Source organism: Paenibacillus sp. IHBB 3054, assembly GCF_051594305.1.
In the GTDB taxonomy this organism is placed as follows: Bacteria; Bacillota; Bacilli; order Paenibacillales; family Paenibacillaceae; genus Paenibacillus_AQ.
Genome location: NZ_JBOFBG010000001.1, coordinates 23891 through 43077, shown reverse-complemented (window position 1 = coordinate 43077; position 19187 = coordinate 23891). Strand labels below are relative to the sequence as shown.

The window sequence follows — 19187 nt, the reverse complement described above, 5'->3', positions numbered from 1 at the left end:
TCGAAACTTCCCAAATAACGGAAGCGTATGTATATATAAAGCTATGTTTAATTGGAGGATAACTGCTATGCCAAATGAGGCGAAAAGGTTCTTTAAGCTGTTTGCCAAGAATATTAAGGAATCAACAGGTCCCGGTTATTATCAGGCCAATGGAATTTATGTCACTTGTGTTCATTGCCAATATGATAAATTCGAGCATGGATACGCGCAGCTGAATACTGCTTTCTTAAGTTTTTTGAACCTTGATTTTGCCAACCGTTCCGCGAACACCTTAACTTGTCACCGTTGTGGTTATATTCATTGGTTTAACAAGGATATTAAAAGAATGAGGTGAAGGTATGGACCCGGTAGAGGTAGAGGTATATAAAGGCAGACGTCCTGCGGAGCTTATGATGACTATATCGCTATGTGTGTCGATGGGAATTGCGATCTTTTCAATGCTCTATTTATCGGAAGAAGGTAGCTTTTCACTTTATTTTGCGTATGTTTGGAGCATCTTCAGTCTTATCATCATAGGGGTTTTGCTGCAACGGCTTTTCACAGCCAGGGAGATTATGAATATCGAGCTGAAACCTGGTGCAATCATCTTAAAAGATTTGACCATTGAAGCCGAGAAAACCAAAGCTGTGTATATTAAAGGGTATTTCAAGCCCGTAGTCGGAATTAAACCGAATGGAAATGTTTTTGTACCGTATAAGTCCTGTTTCTCCTTTGCCGAAAAAGAAGACCAGGGGATGAAAGCGCTGAAGGCATGGGCAGAACATCATCAGATTGAAGTATTCCATAAAAGCTTTAAGAGATGGCTATAATCTTGACTACAAGGTACATAAGAGCTTACAAAGGCACTAACCCGCGTTAGTGCTTTTTGCGTTCTGTTTTTTAATAATGACATTAATCACAGTTAGTAGATAGGAATTATAGTAGTATTATTTCAATTAACTTACATGGATATGTAAGTGTATTTCAAGGGGGAGAGAGATGACGGAAATTTACAGGGTGGATTCTGTCTGGCAGTTAGCAGGCGTCTATGAAGTAAGAACTCGAACCTTTGTGAACGGCCAGGGAATTCCCAAAGAATTAGAGTTCGATGAAGTGTATGGGGAGAGGTACTGTTATCTCTTGCTGGAGGAGAACCAAACAGCGGTTGCCACAGCGCGCATTAATCTAACCCATGAAGAGTATGCCAAGATTGAAAGAGTAGGGGTTATTCCGGAATTTCAGAACAAGGGGTATGGCCGGATTCTCATAGATGCTGCGGAGAACTGGATCAGAGAACTGGGCATTCACAGGATTGTGATTACAAGTCAACAACAAGCGGTAGGTTTCTATGTGAGCTTAGGCTATATCGCAAGACCAGAAATCATCATAAAGTCCACGATTCCCATTGTGTATACAGAAAAAGAAATCAGTTGAAGAGAGGAAGGACATTATGGCCCAAGAAAATACAATCCTCGATACACATATTGTGAACCACGAGGATGCCAATGAAATTACCAAGGATGGGGCCTTTAACCGCCAGAAAAACCGCTTTACTACTCCTTTTGGCGAAGGACCGGGCGAACTGCCCGCTGAGGCAGGACGTTATCGCTTGCTGTGGGCAAGAATTTGCCCCTGGGCGCATCGGGCTGTAATTGTACGTGAATTGCTGGGCTTGCAGGAGGTCATTAGCCTGGGGACTGCGAGTCCTGTACGAACGGAGAACGGCTGGGAATTCTCATTGGATGAAGGCGGCGTTGATCCACTGCTGGGCATCCGCTACTTGCCTGAAATTTATGCGGAGACCGATCCGGAATACAGCGGAAGAGCAACGGTGCCTGCTGTAGTGGATGTAACTACGAGAAAGGTAGTCAATAATGATTACTTCAGATTAACTTATTACTTCGAAACCGCCTTTAAGCCATTTCATAAAGCGGGGGCGCCTGATCTATATCCGGAAGCATTAAGAACCGACATTGATGCGCTGAATGACATTCTTTTTCATGAAGTGAACAACGGGGTGTACAAAGCCGGCTTTGCCAAATCCCAGCAGGCTTATGAACAAGCGTATGATGTCCTGTTCGCCAGACTGGATCAATTGGAAGAAAGACTTTCAACCCGGCGGTACTTGTTGGGAGATCAAATTACCGACGCAGATGTCCGGCTCTATGTGACACTGGCGCGGTTTGATGTGGCTTATTACTCTGTGTTCCGGACGAACCGCAACCGGATCGTTGACTTCCCGAACCTTTGGAATTATGCCAAGGATTTGTATCAGACACCGGGCTTTGGGGACACCACAGATTTTGAAGCTATAAAAAGAGGTTATCAGCTTGGAAATCATGCGGAGAATCCATATCAAATTCTGGCCAAAGGTCCTGATGTGTCGATTTGGAATGAATCCCACGACCGAAACAGATTTCAATAAGCGAAAGAGGAGGGAAACGTGGATGACAAGCAAGCTTGCGGAAATTGAACAAACAGGCGCCTTTAAACGGCAGGGCAACCAATTCACGACTCCGTTTGGCAGCGGTGAAGGAGAACTCCCTGTAGAAGCGGGCCGTTACCGGATAGTGTGGGCTCCAGTCTGCCCTTGGGCGCACCGTTCCATTATTGTGAGGAAGCTGCTTGGACTTGAAAATGCCATAAGTGTTGGCACTGCGGATCCGCTGCGGCCAATCATAGATCGGGTGGACTGGGCATTTACACTGGATGAAGAGAATGTGGACCCGGTCTTGGGAATTCACTATATCAGTGAAGTGTATTTCAATAGTGATCCTGAATACACAGGCAGACCTACGGTTCCGGCTGTAGTCGATATTGCCTCCAAGAAGGTGGTCAATAACGACTACCATGAATTGACTTACTACTTGGAGACCGCCTGGAAACCACTTCATAAAGAGGGTGCACCGGATTTATTCCCGGAAGTGCTGCAGCCCGAGATCCGTGAGCTGAACGAACGTATTTTCCACGGCATCAATAATGGGGTATATAAAGCGGGGTTTGCCCGTTCTCAGGAAGCCTACGAGCAGGCATTTGACGGTGTATTTCAATTACTGGATGAGCTGGAGGTGCGGCTGGCAGCGCAGCGTTATTTATTCGGCAATCAATTAACGGATGCAGATGTCCGCTTATATGTAACACTGGCCCGGTTTGATATTGCTTACAACACAGCTTTCAGAGTAAACCGCAATCGTCTGGTTGAATTTCCGAACTTATGGGGATATGCCCGAGATTTATACCAAACTCCTGGCTTTGGCGACACCACTGATTTTGAAGCCATTAAAAAGCATTATCATTTATCCATCACCAATGACCCTAACCGCACATTCTCCAAACTCCTGCCCAAAGGACCAGATCTGACCGGCTGGCATACGGAGCACGGGAGAGCCCAAAAGTTTGAGCAGCAAAACAATAAATAATAGATGGCGAGGGAAAGTAGATGACCCAAAAAACGAATATACGCATAAGACCGAAGGAAACGGAGCATGAAATCGACGACAAGGGATTTTTTGTCCGCCAGAAAAACCACTTCACTACCCCCTTTGGAGAGGGAGAAGGCAAGCTGCCTGTTGAAGCCGGGCGTTACCGTCTGATCTGGGCGAAAGGCTGCCATTGGTCCAACCGTGCCTCAATCGTAAGAGAATTACTCGGTTTAGAAGACGTGATCAGCATTAATCTGGTGGGACACGGAAAGCATGAAGTGAATCTCGGGTGGGAATTTGTCTACGATGACAATAATACCGACCCCGTATTAGGTGAGCAGTTCCTAAGTACCTTATACGCAAACGGTGATCCCGAATATAAAGGAAGACCTACGGTCCCCGCGGTAATTGACATTACAACCCAAAAAGTTGTGAATAACGATTACGTCTGGCTGACGAATTACTTGGAAAATGAATTTGCCTCCTTCCACAAAGAAGGTGCGCCGGATTTGTATCCTGCAGAATTAAGAACAGAAATTGATAAGTACAACGATTACTTGTTCGATAATGTCAACAACGGCGTGTATAAGGCCATGTTCGCGCAATCACTGGAAGCCTATAACGATGCTTTCAATCATCTGTATGCGGCGTTTGATGCTATCGAGGAGAGACTGGAGTCCAGACGATTTTTATTCGGGGACTATGTTACAGATTCAGATGTCCGCTTATTCGTAACCTTGGCCCGTTTTGATACCTATTATTTCAAGAACCTGGGCCCGATCCGGAACCGGATTGTCGATTTCAAGAATATATGGGGATATGCCCGTGATTTATATCAAATTCCGGCCTTTAAGAACAATACGTATTTGCGGGACTTGGCTAAATCGAATGGCAACAAGGAAACCATCTTTATTGATTATAATACACGGTTTTGGAATGAGATTGATTTTGACGGGCTGTGGTCAGAACCGCAGAACAGACAAGACAAAAGTGCTGATCCGCAGAATAAATTCAGAGCACAAAAATAAAGCACAATATTAAGGTTGAAATATAGGGGGAAATGAAGATGACAACATGGAGAAAATTAGGACTCGGTTTGGCGTCAATCGTATTATTGGCCGGAGTGGTCGGCTGCGGCAACGGAAAAGATAACTCTTCGGCGAATGCTACAGGCGCAAATGCTGCTAACAAGGAAAAAACGACAATCAATATAGCTACAGGCGGTGCGCCGAAACCCTTCTCATATGTAAATGATGATAATGAAATTGACGGTTACGATATTCAGATCGTGAAAGCTATCTTCGAAGGATTGCCCCAATACGAGATTAATATTGAGAAAACCGAGTTCCCTTCGATCTTTGCCGGACTGGACTCGGACCGCTATCAGATTGGCGCCAACAATTTTGCCAGCAATGCAGAGCGAAAAGAAAAATACATTTATTCGGACCCGATCTTTAAAAATCAGTTTGTGATCGCCGTAGCAGAAGACCGGGACGATATTAAATCCTTTGCGGATCTGGAAGGCAAGAAGACCTCCGTAAGCCCAAGTGTGAATTATACCGTCGCTCTGGAGAAATACAACAAGGAACATGCGAAAACGCCGGTCGTTCTGAACTACACAGACACTGAGCTTGCCGTAACCCTGCAAAATGCGGAGAGCGGCGCAGATGATTTCAACTTAATTGATGCAGCGATGCTGCAGCTGTATATTAAGGAATTTGGCCTGAAGCTGAAAGCCATCCCGTTGTCCCAGGAAGATACGGACCGGATTGGTGTTCCTTACAGCTACCTGATTCTCAGTAAAGGAAAGAACAGCGAACAATTGACGAAGGATGTAAACAGCCGCATAGAAGCTTTGATCAAGGACGGCACCATCTCCAAAATCAGCGAAAAATACTTAAATGGCGATTTTGCACCAGAACTTCAATAAAGGACGTACCCATGCCGAATATATTTGATATTGAGCTGGTATTTACGCTGATTCCGAAGCTGCTTAAATATTTGCCTGTGACGATTGAACTGACGCTTATATCCATGCTGGTAGGGCTTCTTCTGGGGCTCCTGCTGGCCATTATCAAGATTAAAAGAATACCCGTACTGTATCAAATCAGTGTGGTGTTCATCTCGTTCATCCGCGGGACGCCGATCCTCATTCAGTTGTATTTATCGTACGCAGGAATTCCGCTGATTCTGAAATATTACAATTACTATCATGATACAAGCTACAATGTGAATTCGATTTCTTCTATATTTTATGTACTGCTTGCCTTATCGCTAAATGAAGCTGCGTACAACTCTGAGATTATCCGGGCGGCCTTATTGTCGGTGGATAAAGGACAGACTGAAGCCGCGCAATCGCTAGGCATGACGTATGGCCAGGTGCTGAGACGGATCATTATACCGGAGGCTTTTATCGTTGCCCTTCCCACGTTAGGCAATGCCCTGATTGGACTGATGAAAGGCACTTCTCTGGCGTTCGTCTGCTCGGTCGTTGAGATCACAGCCCAATCACGGATACTGGCCGGGAACAATCTCCGGTTCTTTGAATCCTATTGCTCGCTGGCTTTAATTTATTGGGCAATGACGATTCTGATTGAACAGGCGATTGCACTGCTCGAGAAACGTCTGGACATCGACTACAAGAGCCTGCGGCGCAGAAAAGGAGATGTGATCCTTGATTGAGATTAACGGACTCACCAAATCATTTCATAAAAGTATCGTCCTCGATCACATTAACTTAACGATTGCCAAAGGAGACGTCGTCGCAGTAATCGGTTCTTCAGGTGCAGGGAAATCCACGTTGTTAAGATCCATTAATCTTCTGGAGGTACCGGATGAAGGTACGATTAAGATCGATGATCTCAAGGTGGATATGGCTAAGAAATCCAAAAAAGATGTGATTGAGCTCAGAAAAAGTACGGCAATGGTATTCCAGCAGTTTAATCTTTTCCGCCAAAAGACGGCGCTTGAAAATGTCATGGAAGGATTAACAGTTGTGAAGAAGGTTCCCAAGGAGGAAGCGCGGAAAATCGCCGAACAACATCTTGCCAAAGTTGGACTCTCCGACCGGGTGCATCATTATCCCAAACAATTATCTGGCGGGCAGCAGCAGCGGGTAGCGATTGCCCGGGCGCTCGCGATGATGCCCAAAATCCTGCTGTTTGACGAGCCAACTTCTGCACTCGATCCGGAGCTGGTCGGCGAAGTGCTGGACACGATCAAAAAGGCGGCGGAAGAAGGCAACACGATGCTGCTGGTGTCACATGAGATGAACTTTGTACGCAAAGTAGCTACAAGAGTGCTGTTTCTGGATCAAGGTATCATCGTGGAGGACGGAACGCCGGAGGAAGTATTTTCACATCCGAACTCCGACAGAACCAAGCAGTTTCTCGCCAATTACTACCGTGATCAGGAACCGGAATTTGCGATTTAAGAAGAGGGATTTAAGATGACCTACACTTTTCAAAAAGATAGAGAAAATATCGATTGGACCCAGGTAACCGGGTTATTGAATGGTTTTGGCTTAACGGATTTCACACCCGCGCAGACACAAACTGTCTTTGAGAACAGTGCTGTCAATGTATTTGTATTGGCTGGCGGCAAGGTTATCGGCTGTGGCAGAGCGTTGTCTGACGGCATTTCGCAAGCGGCAGTGTATAACATTGCAGTGGATGAAGCCTATCATCATAGGGGCTTGGGCAAGCAAATCATTGCTGCGATTCTGGTAGAAACAGCAGGCTGCAACGTCGTGCTGTATACCCATCCCAATACGGTTTCCTGGTACGAGGAACAAGGGTTTCGAAGAATGAAGACAGGCATGGCGATGTATCATCCCTCCCATATTGAGCAACTGATCAAGATGGATTTTATTTGATAAATAGTTGCAGACAGAAGCTGTAAATATAGCCTGAAGTCGTCTTAGCATAGCGCTGGGACGATTTCAGGCTTATTATTTCTTCCTCCAGCAGGCCCTACCCGTGCAGCTCATCGTCGACTGAAGTAGTTCCGTGGCATAACTCCAGGAACGTTCCCGCAATAACAATGGAATCCTCGTAGCCGAGGTTGCCGGAATGGGTTACAAGAATCGGATATTCCAGAGCATCCCTTTCCATGCGCATATCCCAAATGTAATGATTGCCGCTCCCGTCCATCGCAAAGGGCACCGCTCCCGGCATATACTCCGGGAACTCATAGGCCAGAAGCATGGGTCTTAATTCAGCCGCGCTAAAAAACTGAAAGTAGCGTTCCCCGTTCACAAACTCCCCGCCATTGGAATAACACAGAAAGTCCAGATAACTTGCAGGCAGCGCTTTGTGCGGGATGGACCATAAGCCGGGGTCAAACGGAGCGTACTGCGCATGCAGCGGATCGGCAACCGGGAAGGGATTGCGCTGCCGGCTGATGATTTCGTCGATTTCCGGCTCCGTCAGCGGTTTGTGCCAGCTCTGCATAAATTGCTCCAGCTCTGCTTCCGTTAGGCCAGGCTGCTTCTGATAACTGATTCCGAATACGTTGTCCCATTCCATGAACGATTCCCCCTTGTCCGGTCTACCGGATGATGTCACAATACGTTAAGATTAATAGAGTAGTAGAGCCAATGCAAATTACGTTTCCAGAGAAGGAACTGGAATTGGCCATAATTGTAGCTGGAGGTAACCTAAGTGGATGACTCAAACATCAAAGTACTCGTAATAGAAGATGATGCCGATATCAATCGCCTGCTGTGTCGCATGCTTACGGGCGAAGGACTTACTGCCGTCTCTGCATTTTCGGGAAGTGAAGCGTCGCTTCGGCTGTCGCTTGAAGCCTACCAGCTGGTGCTGATGGACTTGATGCTGCCGGGAATGCCTGGAGAAACGTTGATTCCGCAAATCCGGGAACAATCCACGGTTCCGATCATTGTCATTTCTGCAAAAAGTACACTGGAGGACAAGGTGGGGCTGCTTCGTTTAGGTGCGGATGATTATATTACCAAGCCCTTTGATCAGGAAGAAGTTATGGCTAGAGTGGAGGCACAGCTTCGACGTCTACAGTATGTGCATGCGGTGAATCCTGGCGAAGAAATTATCCGTATACGTGAACTGATCATGGACAAGCAGCGGCGTGAAGTCACCTTGAACAGCGAATTACTGACTTTAACCAAATACGAATTCGAAATTCTGGCGCTGCTCCTGTCCAAGCCTGATAAGATTTTCTCGAAAAGTGAGATCTACCGGAATATCTGGCAGGGGACGTATCTTGGAGACGACAACACCATTAATGTACATATCAGCAACCTGCGGGCCAAAATCGCCGCGGTTACCGAAGAGGAATATATCCGCACAGTTTGGGGTATCGGGTTCAAAATAGTGTAGCCTTAACTTCTTTAAGGTTTCTTAAGGTTTTGCTTAAAGCTTATTAAGGGTGACCTGGATACAATTGAATTATCAAATCGCAAGGGAGTCATTACGATGATGCATTGTATACTGGAGATTGAGGGGCTAAGTAAAACCTACCGGGAATCACGCGCACTCCAGAATATCCACCTGAACATTGCTGCAGGTGATATTTGCGCAGTAATTGGTAAAAATGGCGCAGGTAAAACTACCTTATTCAAATGTATTACCGAACAGGTCTTTCCGACGGCAGGCAAGATCACTTTGTATGGAAAAAGCGAAGCTGCCGAGGTTAGGCAGGAACGCCGGAAAATAGGTGCGCTCATTGAAGAGCCTGCATTTTTTCCGGACTTTACGGCCAGGCAGAACCTGGAATATTACCGCCAGCAGCGGGGCATCGCAGGAAAAACCTCTATCGATCAAGCCCTTAGGGAAGTGAAGCTTCTTACTACCGGGAAGAAGAAATTCAAGGCGTTTTCTCTCGGGATGAAGCAGCGGCTGGGACTAGCGCTTGCCCTGATGACTCATCCGACATTCCTGCTTCTGGATGAACCGACTAACGGCTTGGATCTGGAAGGGAAGATGGAGATCCGTCAGCTTATTCAGACCTTGAATGAGGAAAAAAAGGTGACGATTTTAATCTCAAGTCATGTGTTATCTGAATTACAGAGCGTGGCTACCCGGTATGTTTTTATGGATCAGGGACGGATTGTTGAGCAGTTGACGGCAGAAGAACTGCTGAACAAAACCAGAAAAACCGTCGAGCTGGTTGTGAATGACAGCAGTAAAGCCGCCCCTATTCTGGAAAAGCACTTCCCGGACATCCCTTATCGAATCCTGCCGGATCATCATATTCAGCTGTTCGGCGGTATGGACAAAACCGATCAAATTAATCGGGTACTCTATAGTCAGGGTATCGGTGTATTTTCGATAAATGTCACGGGAGGAGACCTGGAAGAATACTACCTGAGTCTGCTGGGAGGTGAGCGTGATGCTTAATCTGATGAAAAGCGAGCAGTATCGTTTCGTCCGGACCCGAAACTATTATTTATCTGGCTTGCTCTATATCCTGCTAATGGTTGGCGCGGCTGTCACCCTGTATGCCTTTCAGCAGTCAGAGCCTAATTTCCCCTACGGGAATGAACGATTCTTCTACCGCAATGTCCTAAGCATGATGTCGGTTGTGTTCGTATTGCTCTTCATCTTTCCGCTGATCGTTATGGGCGACAATAAGAATGTGCTTAAGAATACGGTAGCTTATGGCTACAGCAGGCAAACCATCTATACAGCCAAACTGCTGATTACAATGGCCGGGTTCTTCTTGTTCGCTCTTGTACTGGTGGGAGTGTCCTTGCTTCTGGGAACTACCCTGATGGTTCGCAATGTTGATCATGCACTCACGGAATATACGAGAATGCTGCTTAACATGCTGCCCCTCATGATTGCAGGAATCACAACCTACTACTGTCTTGCTGCCATCATGAAGAAAAATGCACAGCTGCTCATCGCCTACCTGCTCATCTATTTCCTGCCACATTATATTCTGGGCTACCTCCAAGGCAGATTTACATGGGCAGCGTGGCTGCATAGTCATGGACCAGCTTATTATTTGCTCAATGCCTATGAAGATATGGGCTATGCAGCCTGGGAACCGTGGGCAGTGGGGGCGGTCTATACGCTGGTATTTTATACGCTAGGGCTATATCTGTTCAAGAAAGAAGAGTTCTGACTATAGGTCCAGGAGGGGATAAGGAACATGCATCTAGCTTTCGTCATAACGGCTGCCTTAACGGCTGCCTTGTTTCTTATTCCCTATATACTGCAGCGGTGGAGCATTATGCAAGTTCGAAAACAACTGGCAGAAGTAGACCATCCTCCCACGCAGCACCTGAACGTGAAGCTGCCTTTGCCGGGACGTGAAATGGAGCAGCTGGTGGTTGCCATTAACCGGCAGCTCGATCAGCGCAGGAAAGAACAAGTGACCCATCAATCGAGAGAGCTTGCAATCAAGCAGGAAATCGCCAACATTTCTCACGATTTGCGGACACCTCTTACTTCAATGCAAGGCTACGCCAATCTGCTGAAGGACCCGGCAATCCCAATAGCGGAGCGGCAGGAGTACCTGGACATTATTCTGCATAAAATGACGGTAATGAACAACATCGTGGAGTCGTTCTATGAATTGTCCAGTCTGGAGTCCGGGGACTATCCTATGGATATGCAGCCCCTCTATCTGTACAGCTTGTTGAGCGAAGTAATTCTCGCGTTCCATACGGACCTAGTGCAGAAGAACATTGAAGTTCAGCTGAACTTGGATGAAGCGGTGCGGACGATCTGGCTGGATGAGAAAGCCATGATCCGAATTTTCTCCAATGTGCTGCAGAACGTGCTTAGGTATGCCAAAAACCGGCTTACGATTTCTTTATTTACAGAGGATCACAAAGTAATGATTATTTTCGCGAATGACACCGATCATATCCACGAACAGGATCTTCCCAAGCTGTTCGAGCGAACCTATACCAGTGATCACTCCAGAGCAAGCGGCCAATTGGGCCTCGGCTTATCCATCGTGAAACAACTGGTAGAGAAGCAGGGGGGGAGCCTTGGCGCCGCACTTGCGGATGGGGAGTTTCAATTGGTTCTTACGTTTGGATAATGACAGAAAGGGAGCCGCACCCAATGCGGCTCCCTTTCTGTCATAAACTAAACTATAACTCTGTTAGATAAGCGTGACCAACAGTTCGGTGATTTTGCCGTTATGGAGAAGATTTCAGACTCGCCCCAAGCCTGAATAGCGTCCTTGCCGCTGACCACACGCCCGTTATCCTTATGTCAGGTTAGAGTGTTATACTTGATTTTAAATGGGGAACGCTAATCGTCATATTCTTCCATTTCTATGTATAATAAACTTATAGTATATATAAATGACCAAAAGCTTGGGGGATTTGAAATGCCATTTGCGGTTGTAGGCTATTTTGATCAGGAAACGGATTGTAGGGTAAAAGCGATATGGAAGGATTTTGCCGACTCCGGAGTCAGTGATTATTTACATAAGTCAGCAAATGATCCGCATTTTAAATTCGCCATGTTTGACACCATGAATGTGGAGGATGCCCGGAAGACGCTTGTAGGATTTACACAACGTTTCAATAAGCTGGAGCTTCATTTTAAGAATTATGGAATGTATCCGGGTGACAAGCCGATGTTATTCCTTGATATTGCAGTGACGGTTCCCATCCTTGAAATGCAATCAGAGGTTAAAGAGATCTTTGCAAAATGTGGAGCGGCCACAGACTTCAACTATTTTGAACAGGGAATATGGAAGCCGGACATTGTTCTGGCCAATGAAGTGAACAAGGCCAAACTCGATTGGGCCATAAAGTTATTTATGCGAGGCGCGTTTACCCTTTGACGGATGCCTGGAAAGAATCGGATTAATCGAATTTTATCCCGCACAACAGCTTTTCTCTTATACTTTAGCAGCTCAGTGGAGGACAAAATGAACAAACGGATTGCAATCCTATGGGTCACTATCATTTTTATGTTTGTTATAGCTGGTTGTAATTCCAACAAAAGTTCGGTCAGCCGGGAATGGAGTACATCCAATCCAACTGCGGAAGACGTTCTGTCTGACAATTCCAATGCGAACATCTTTATGTTCTCGGATATCATTTATAACTCTGGGATTCCATGGGTGGATGAATTAGAACTTCATAAAGATCAGTATGTAACGGAAATTATTGAACAGTCTGGAGATGGCAAGGAATTTAAGAATGGCACGGCCAACCAATTATCCATTGGGACCAAGATCTTCAGCGTTAAGGAACGGAGCGATATATTCATCGCGGAAACTGAAGACGGAGATTTGAGATTTTATGGATTAGTAGAAGGGTGAAGAGAGAAAGGAACGGCCAATGCTAAAGAGTGGTCAGGAGGAAGCAACAATGCGAAGGAAGACAGTGGCCATATGGAGTATTATCGTTTTTTTTATCGTTATCGGTATAGCTGTGGGTTATAAAATGTATGACAAGGATACCGCAAACTATGATAAGTGGAGTAGCAAGTGGGGAATAACGATCCCCAAACCAGCAGAGCTAGTAGTTGTATATGAAAGTGAACCGAGTTTTCATGGGGATGGAGAAGGATACTATGTTCTGAATTATAACAAAGAACAACTGGCAAAGGTTCAAGACCAGGCACACTGGCAACCAATAACTGAAGAATCAAGGCATTCCCTGGAAGGAGAAGTATTGCAGTTCACACAATCTATTATTCCAGTGACTCAGAAAGAGATTGCTAAATACGGTAAACTTTATAAGAACTACCCGACGGAGTATGGCGCAGGTGACTATTATTATTATAAAAAGAAAGAGGACGGCAGTTACTGCATTGTCATCCTTAACGTGGATAAGCAACGGATGTACTTGATGGAATGGATACAATAAGGCGCAATTCTGGATAGCGGCCTGAATTAGTTTGGCACCTTCACTTCAATGAGCGGGCAGAAACCGGGATTCGCCTGACATAATTGTTCGGTAAACTCCGGCTGAAGCTTGGAGAGCGCTATGAAATAACTTCCAATAATGTGATTGAGACCAACAGCACCATTCTGGAAAGACTGCGGGTTGAGGGTCTGGACATGACTGTAATAGTACCTTTTTTCCCGCTTAGGCAGCTTGTAAATAGAGGGTGGAGTGTAGGTCACGACGTCAAAAGGATTGGCAATGCGGTAGCTGTTCGGAACATACCTTGTACATACTTTTGCAAAGGCCGGATCGCCTACACGGGGTGACCCATAAGTGAATAGATAGGGTGAGCGGTAATCCGTATTAGCACTCAGATCGACTGCACACATTGTCGCAAGTGCTGCACCGAGGCTGTGGCCTGTAATGTATAATGTCTTGCCGGGTTCGATCTTGGACAGTGCTGAGAGAATTCCTTCACGGGCCGAAGAATAGATGTCTGTGAAGCCGCGATGGGTAAGGCAATCTTCCTTAATATATTTGAATTTTCTCTGTGAGGCAATGATGTCCGAGATCCAATTGGTTGTCGAGCTGGTCCCCCGAAAAGCAATAATTATCTCCTGTGGAGATTCCATAATAAACCCGAAGTTTTCCCATACATGGCCCAAGGATTTCGCCTTGATTACTTGACTGACCGAATAATTCGCCGGCACGGCGAACGAACCATCCGTATTCGAAAATTGCGCATAGGTCTGTCCGCAGACAGCAGCCAGAAAAACCGCCCATTGCTCATAACCCTTATTGCTGCCCATCTGCATCCCGCCCTTCTTTCCTATCTAGGCTACCCGACAAACCTGGACAGTTCCCGGTTGAATTTTTCGCGCTCGTCATAGAATAATCCGTGGCCGCTATTCTCGAATGGCACAAGCACAGAATTCTTTATCCCTTGATGCTGCACCACAGCCAAAGGGTAGTAACAAACTTGATCATGGATGCCATGAAGAATCAAAGTAGGGACCTGTATTTTGGGGAGATCCTGAAATAATACTTCGGCGAGCCAGGCGTTGGAGACGGCTATAGTGGACCAGCTTGCTGCCTGCAGTCCTAATTGGAAGAACCAGTCCGAGAACGGCTGCGATACTTTTTGATAGAAGAATTGTTCTCCGAAGTCACGCAGCATCTTGGGCCGATCCTGATAGGTCGCTTGAATGATCTGATCTATAGCTTCTTTTGTGGTTCCATAAGGAAAACCGGGCCGCTGAATCAGGCTGGGAGCAGCCGAGGCGAAAAGCGCAAGTTTGGACACCCCATACCCGTTGTGGCGGGCCATATAACGAATAGTTACAGCTCCTCCGGTGGAGTGTCCCGCGAGTGTAATGTCCCGAAGCCCTAAAGCGCCGATAACACACCGGATATCATCCGCTAACCGATTGTAGTCGTATCCGCTCAGAGGTTTATCCGAATTGCCGAATCCCCGCGTATCCATTCCGATACAGCGATATCCCATGGGCACCAGACGATTGTACTGATATTCAAACATCTTGTGGTTCGCAGGCCAGCCATGGATGAACAATATCGTTTTCCTGCCTAGCGGGTTGATATCATTTACATATACATTCACCTGCGGTTCTACTCTAATCCAATGTTCCATTAGGCTTCCCTCATTCATCCGTTAATTTGTCTTTTCAAGACATATTATTCAGCTGATTGGGTTAAGTGCCTACAAAAAAAACCACCGTTTAATAACGGTGGGGTTGAATGAGCTATGTAGTGCTGTCCTTGCCGTGAGGGCTGTGCCTACTGTTCTACTTCGGCAACTTCTCTATCAGGTAATTGCGTCACATAACTGTCTGACAGCTGGAGGAGCTCCAGGGCACGATTGAACTCATCTTCTGTGGATTGAAGCGGTTTAGCGCCGTCTCCGGATAAAGTATAATGTTGACCATCTTCAAAGCCGCTGCCGGATAAGAAAAGCTCTTCGTTATTCACGAAAGATCCGGTAGGTAAATAATAACGTTGAGGCAGCAAGTTATAGGCGGATTCATTTAACAGATCCTGTCCAAAATGAATATGGTTATCTAGGGTTACCCCTAATAAATTGGATACTGTAGGTAAAATATCAACCTGTCCGCCTAATTGATCCTTTACGGTGGGAGTCGTAATCCCCTTAGAAGCTATGATTAACGGAATATTAATCAAATCGCGTTCCGTATATTCATGGTTCAGAATTTCCTCAAGTAAGACTTTATCCTCATCCTTAAGTGAGAAAATAGGAAGTCCCCGATGATCACCATATAATGCGATTAAGCTGTTATCCCATACGCCGTTCTGCTTTAGTTCGTCGATAAACTGTCCAAGCGCGTAATCCGCGTAATTCTGAGCACGAATATAATCGCCAACGAGCGTTCCTTCGAATCGCTCCGGCAATGTCATTTTGTATTTGCTTTCCGGAATCGAGAACGGATTATGAGAGGACATGGAGATTACATGTGAATAGAAAGGTTGAGCGCTTTGGTCCATTCGGGCCAGCTCTTGCGATGTCTTCTTGTAAAGAACTTCATCCGACGCCCCGTAGAAGACGGTGTCATCTTCACCGAAGTAAGATTTGTCATAAAAGCGGTCGAATCCTAATGCCTCATAAAGCTCCCCGCGGTTCCAAAAGTCAACTTCATTCGTATGGAAGGTTGCCGTATCATAACCCTGCGCCTGCAGCAGCTTAGGTAAGCTTGGAAGCTCTTTGGGAGCATATATATCAGCAGCTGGACCATTCGGTGGCACATAAAAGGAAGTGTTCACGATAAATTCAGCATCGGAAGTGTTGCCTTGTCCAACCTGCTGGTAGAAACGGGGGAAATAGAAATTCCCGGCGGCAAGCTTGTTCAGATTCGGAGTGATTTCCTGCCCGTCAATCGACAAGTTAATCAGGAAGTTCTGAAAAGACTCCATTTGAATAATAATCAGGTTCTTTCCTTTGGCGGCTCCGAATAAGAGCGGATTAGATTGAGCCTCAATGCCTTTCGTTTGATCAATGACAGATTGATTAATTTTAGATAGCTCAATAAGCTCTTCTTCACGCTCCGCAAGCAGGGCGTAGGCTTCATAGTTGAGAATTCCCATTTGCTCAGCCTGGATGGTTTCATTCATACTGGCCTGATTCGGAAAAATATTCATTACACAGATCGCGAAAGAAACACAGAACAAGGCAGCCACCACTTTGCGGTTACTTCGGCGTGACATGGCTTTTTTCCAGGCGACTGCTTTCTTTCGGCTAAACATAACAAAACTAATGATAATGATATCCAGAAAAATAAGCATATATTGAGGGTGCATGACCGAAAAAATACTTTTCTTCACGGCTCCCACCTGTTTCGCCTGGCCGATGACCTGAGAAGTAGCAATAATACCAAAATGATTATGATATACAATCAGAGAGAAGAACAAAACAGTAATGAGCAAATTCACAAACATGTAGATGGCTATTTTACGTTTCGTAGCGAACCATTCGATCAAGCAGAAGATCAATAGCACAAAAGGAATTTCTTTGAACCATGTAGTCCAGGTTGGCCCGTCTTCAAACAAGTAATACCAAGCAAAATAACTTTTGGCAAGCATGATCAGAGAGAAAAATAATATGGATCTTTTACTGAGTGTACGTGGTTTCTTCAACCGCATCGGTTATGCGCATCCTTTTCTTTTTAATTAGTCCATTCTATTACATGGAAGCGCTCGAAATCAACTAGATTGGAAGAAGGATTTATGAGAATAGCAACCTTATTATGTAAAATACGTGTCAATTACTGGATTTCATTAATCAAGTATAATTCTCTTAACAAGGTAAAGAAGTATATATGAGGGCTGAAGTGTTAAAAGTTGCAGCCATGCTATTTCGTGAACATCAGATAAACTGCTACTATAATCAATGATCCTCCCATTACCAGGTTAAACACTTTGATCCCGTTCTTCACTTTGGTGAGAAATTGCAGTTTTGAGCCCAGAAGGGCCCAGGCGGTAAGCGAAAGATAGCAAATCAGGAAATAGATACATACAAAAACAAGCAGGGAAGAATAGGAATCATTTAACCCAAAGGCCGAAACACCGGAAAGGCAAGCGATCCAAGCCTTGGGATTAAGCCACTGCATGAGCAAGCCATGACGGTAATGAGGGAGCCGCTCCTCCTTGAATTCGATCTCTGGACGGGATACCATTATTTTGTAGCCAATATAACTCATGTACCCTGTGCCCGCGTATCTTAGCAACTGATAGAATACCGGAGCTTGGGCTACGAGATTGGATATTCCAAGTCCAACGGCGATTAGCAAGAGCGTAAAGCCGACAGTTGCGCCGGACACCAACGGGATAGAGCGCTTGAATCCGTAATTGACTCCCGTAGACAGAATTGTCATGTTCACCGGACCTGGAGAAATCGACATGGTTAATGAAAAAAAGCACATGGCAATGAATAGAGACATAATTGCACACTCCTTGTCAGTCATTCTGGAGTTACTATAGTTCATCCGAATCATGCCGTCCAATTGTATGTTCGGATGAAGTCCATCGGAAAAACGGATGGTTTATTTAACGGAACTAGGGGGGAGAGCTATGGAACTGTACCAATTAAAGAGCTTTGTCGAGATCGCCCGGACAGGCAACTTAACCGAAGCGGCAGTACAGCTCAAAACGAGCCAACCGGCAACAAGCGCGCAGCTGAAAGCTCTGGAGAACGAGCTGGGTTTTGCACTTTTTTACCGAACCTCCAGAGGGATGGTCCTTACGGAAAAAGGTTCACAGCTACTGCCGGAAGCGCAGAAAATACTTGCATCGATTGACGATTTCCACTATAAAGCAAGTGATTTGCTGACAAATTCAACGGAACCTATTCGGATTGGATTGAATACAGATGGGCAGGTTCTTCAAATCAAACCATTGATTGAGTCTATCTCGGAGAGTTTGCCGCAAGTGGAGCTGCATTTTATGGATAGCAAAAGTGAAGATTTCTTTAAGGATGTGACCAGCTCCCGGATAAGCGCGGGTTTTTACTATGGAACTGCCGGACATCCGTCCGTACATTCGATCAAACTGTATTCCTTCAGGATGGTTGTTGTCTATCCTAACAGCTGGTCTATACCTGAAGGGGAGTTAACGTTGGAGTATTTTGCTCAGAAGCCATGGATCTGGACGACACAGGGTTGTCCCTTCTATAAACAATCCATTAATTATTTCCTGCAGCAGAATCTGCTTCCGCTCAAAATCATGTATGTCGATGACGAATCGCTGATCGGGGATTTGGTCGGGCGGGAGACCGGCTGCTCGCTGCTGGCGGAGCCGATTGCAATGCGTTTTGCCGAGGACAATAAGCTGCAGATCTGGAACGGTATTGATCTTGAGATTGATCTGTATTTTGGGTATCCGAAAGATAAACGGAGTGATTCTGTGCTTCGCGAAATAGGTTTGATCGTAGAGCGAATGTGGCAAATGGCGGAATCTGAGCATTAGGGAGATTTGAAAAGGAGGTAGTCCTATGCCTTGCGTGGCGGAATTCGGTATCATAGATGATTTTGAGAAAGATAAGGATTATTCAGATTATGAACCTGAGAAATATAACTGTGTAGCCATCGATGATGATATCCTGAATGACTGGTGGAGTGAACTGACTTTAATTAGAACCTACTTCCACTCCCATAGCAGACCGGATTTTGCGCTTGCGAGGTGGGGAGTCACGTTAATTCCGCCTGAATCATTAGAAGCTTTCTATAGCATTGTTGCAAAAGATAGAAGATCAGCCGCATCAATGGAACTAACAGATTTAATGACATTATTAAGGAAGGCGATTGCTGCACAGAAATATGTTATACATTACGGTGTATGAAGATAATTTGCTGTGAACATAAGATCCTAATTAGACTCTTCACTGGAAGGGTCTTTTTCGTAAGCCTTGAAAGAAATAGAAG

24 protein-coding genes are annotated in these 19187 nt (G+C 45.6%); 19 read left to right on the top strand and 5 right to left on the bottom strand.

Annotated features, from left to right (window positions below; genetic code table 11):
- Window positions 1–67: 67 nt before the first annotated feature.
- The 10 genes from ACQ76X_RS00255 to ACQ76X_RS00210 all read left to right on the top strand — a co-directional run bounded on the left by ACQ76X_RS00255 (window position 68) and on the right by ACQ76X_RS00210 (window position 7275).
- Window positions 68–334, top strand: coding sequence for a zinc ribbon domain-containing protein (locus ACQ76X_RS00255; protein WP_052092171.1), 267 nt, complete (start codon window positions 68–70; stop codon window positions 332–334).
- A gap of 55 nt (window positions 335–389) precedes the next feature.
- Window positions 390–809 (top strand): hypothetical protein, encoded by a 420-nt coding sequence (locus ACQ76X_RS00250; protein WP_438490865.1) that lies wholly within the window; start codon window positions 390–392, stop codon window positions 807–809.
- A 169-nt stretch (window positions 810–978) separates the two neighbouring features.
- Window positions 979–1413 carry a GNAT family N-acetyltransferase gene (locus ACQ76X_RS00245; RefSeq protein WP_438490864.1) on the top strand — a complete coding sequence of 145 codons (435 nt, stop codon included), beginning with the start codon at window positions 979–981 and terminating at the stop codon, window positions 1411–1413.
- 16 nt (window positions 1414–1429) lie between these two features.
- Complete coding sequence (locus ACQ76X_RS00240) at window positions 1430–2404, top strand: glutathione S-transferase family protein (protein WP_438490863.1); 975 nt, start codon at window positions 1430–1432, stop codon at window positions 2402–2404.
- Window positions 2405–2426: 22 nt separating this feature from the next.
- Window positions 2427–3398, top strand: coding sequence for a glutathione S-transferase family protein (locus tag ACQ76X_RS00235; RefSeq protein ID WP_438490862.1), 972 nt, complete (start codon window positions 2427–2429; stop codon window positions 3396–3398).
- Window positions 3399–3418: 20 nt separating this feature from the next.
- Window positions 3419–4429, top strand: a complete 1011-nt coding sequence (locus ACQ76X_RS00230) for a glutathione S-transferase C-terminal domain-containing protein (RefSeq protein WP_438490861.1) — start codon at window positions 3419–3421, stop codon at window positions 4427–4429.
- A 38-nt stretch (window positions 4430–4467) separates the two neighbouring features.
- Entirely contained in the window at window positions 4468–5331 is an 864-nt protein-coding gene (locus ACQ76X_RS00225) for a transporter substrate-binding domain-containing protein (RefSeq protein WP_438490860.1), read from the top strand.
- An 11-nt stretch (window positions 5332–5342) separates the two neighbouring features.
- The gene (locus ACQ76X_RS00220; protein WP_340897638.1) at window positions 5343–6083 is read left to right on the top strand and encodes an amino acid ABC transporter permease; all 741 of its coding nucleotides are present in this window, start codon (window positions 5343–5345) and stop codon (window positions 6081–6083) included.
- Window positions 6076–6834 carry an amino acid ABC transporter ATP-binding protein gene (locus ACQ76X_RS00215; protein WP_438490859.1) on the top strand — a complete coding sequence of 253 codons (759 nt, stop codon included), beginning with the start codon at window positions 6076–6078 and terminating at the stop codon, window positions 6832–6834. Before ACQ76X_RS00220 ends, ACQ76X_RS00215 begins: the two co-directional genes overlap by 8 nt.
- A 15-nt stretch (window positions 6835–6849) precedes the next feature.
- Complete coding sequence (locus tag ACQ76X_RS00210; RefSeq protein WP_438490858.1) at window positions 6850–7275, top strand: GNAT family N-acetyltransferase; 426 nt, start codon at window positions 6850–6852, stop codon at window positions 7273–7275.
- A 97-nt stretch (window positions 7276–7372) separates the two neighbouring features.
- On the opposite strand, the gene ACQ76X_RS00205 is transcribed toward ACQ76X_RS00210, so the two are convergent.
- Complete coding sequence (locus ACQ76X_RS00205; RefSeq protein WP_438490857.1) at window positions 7373–7927, bottom strand: SMI1/KNR4 family protein; 555 nt, start codon at window positions 7925–7927, stop codon at window positions 7373–7375.
- A 135-nt stretch (window positions 7928–8062) separates the two neighbouring features.
- On the opposite strand from ACQ76X_RS00205, the gene ACQ76X_RS00200 reads away from it, so the two are divergent.
- From ACQ76X_RS00200 to ACQ76X_RS00170, 7 genes are all read left to right on the top strand, one after another.
- Entirely contained in the window at window positions 8063–8755 is a 693-nt protein-coding gene (locus tag ACQ76X_RS00200) for a response regulator transcription factor (RefSeq protein WP_438490856.1), read from the top strand.
- Window positions 8756–8851: 96 nt separating this feature from the next.
- On the top strand, window positions 8852–9775 hold the full coding sequence (locus tag ACQ76X_RS00195; protein WP_438490855.1) for an ABC transporter ATP-binding protein: 924 nt from the start codon (window positions 8852–8854) through the stop codon (window positions 9773–9775).
- Window positions 9768–10505 carry a hypothetical protein gene (locus ACQ76X_RS00190; protein ID WP_438490854.1) on the top strand — a complete coding sequence of 246 codons (738 nt, stop codon included), beginning with the start codon at window positions 9768–9770 and terminating at the stop codon, window positions 10503–10505. Before ACQ76X_RS00195 ends, ACQ76X_RS00190 begins: the two co-directional genes overlap by 8 nt.
- 27 nt (window positions 10506–10532) lie before the next feature.
- Window positions 10533–11432, top strand: coding sequence for a sensor histidine kinase (locus ACQ76X_RS00185; protein ID WP_438490853.1), 900 nt, complete (start codon window positions 10533–10535; stop codon window positions 11430–11432).
- Window positions 11433–11726: 294 nt separating this feature from the next.
- Window positions 11727–12188 carry a hypothetical protein gene (locus ACQ76X_RS00180; RefSeq protein WP_438490852.1) on the top strand — a complete coding sequence of 154 codons (462 nt, stop codon included), beginning with the start codon at window positions 11727–11729 and terminating at the stop codon, window positions 12186–12188.
- An 87-nt stretch (window positions 12189–12275) separates the two neighbouring features.
- A complete protein-coding gene (locus ACQ76X_RS00175) occupies window positions 12276–12671 on the top strand; it encodes a hypothetical protein (RefSeq protein WP_438490851.1) in 396 nt (131 codons plus the stop codon).
- A gap of 49 nt (window positions 12672–12720) precedes the next feature.
- Window positions 12721–13221, top strand: coding sequence for a hypothetical protein (locus ACQ76X_RS00170; RefSeq protein ID WP_438490850.1), 501 nt, complete (start codon window positions 12721–12723; stop codon window positions 13219–13221).
- 26 nt (window positions 13222–13247) lie between these two features.
- Here ACQ76X_RS00170 and ACQ76X_RS00165 read toward each other — a convergent pair whose 3' ends face one another.
- From ACQ76X_RS00165 to ACQ76X_RS00150, 4 genes are all read right to left on the bottom strand, one after another.
- A complete protein-coding gene (locus ACQ76X_RS00165; RefSeq protein ID WP_438490849.1) occupies window positions 13248–14051 on the bottom strand; it encodes a lipase family protein in 804 nt (267 codons plus the stop codon).
- A gap of 29 nt (window positions 14052–14080) precedes the next feature.
- Window positions 14081–14890: an alpha/beta fold hydrolase gene (locus ACQ76X_RS00160; RefSeq protein WP_438490848.1), complete on the bottom strand. Its 810-nt coding sequence runs from the start codon at window positions 14888–14890 to the stop codon at window positions 14081–14083.
- Window positions 14891–15036: 146 nt separating this feature from the next.
- Complete coding sequence (locus ACQ76X_RS00155; RefSeq protein WP_438490847.1) at window positions 15037–16911, bottom strand: LTA synthase family protein; 1875 nt, start codon at window positions 16909–16911, stop codon at window positions 15037–15039.
- 209 nt (window positions 16912–17120) lie between these two features.
- A complete protein-coding gene (locus ACQ76X_RS00150; protein ID WP_438490846.1) occupies window positions 17121–17708 on the bottom strand; it encodes a LysE family translocator in 588 nt (195 codons plus the stop codon).
- 130 nt (window positions 17709–17838) lie between these two features.
- On the opposite strand from ACQ76X_RS00150, the gene ACQ76X_RS00145 reads away from it, so the two are divergent.
- Together ACQ76X_RS00145 and ACQ76X_RS00140 are read left to right on the top strand one after the other, a co-directional pair.
- Window positions 17839–18732 (top strand): LysR family transcriptional regulator, encoded by an 894-nt coding sequence (locus tag ACQ76X_RS00145; RefSeq protein WP_438490845.1) that lies wholly within the window; start codon window positions 17839–17841, stop codon window positions 18730–18732.
- 25 nt (window positions 18733–18757) lie between these two features.
- On the top strand, window positions 18758–19105 hold the full coding sequence (locus ACQ76X_RS00140) for a short-chain dehydrogenase (protein ID WP_438490844.1): 348 nt from the start codon (window positions 18758–18760) through the stop codon (window positions 19103–19105).
- Window positions 19106–19187: the final 82 nt, after the last annotated feature.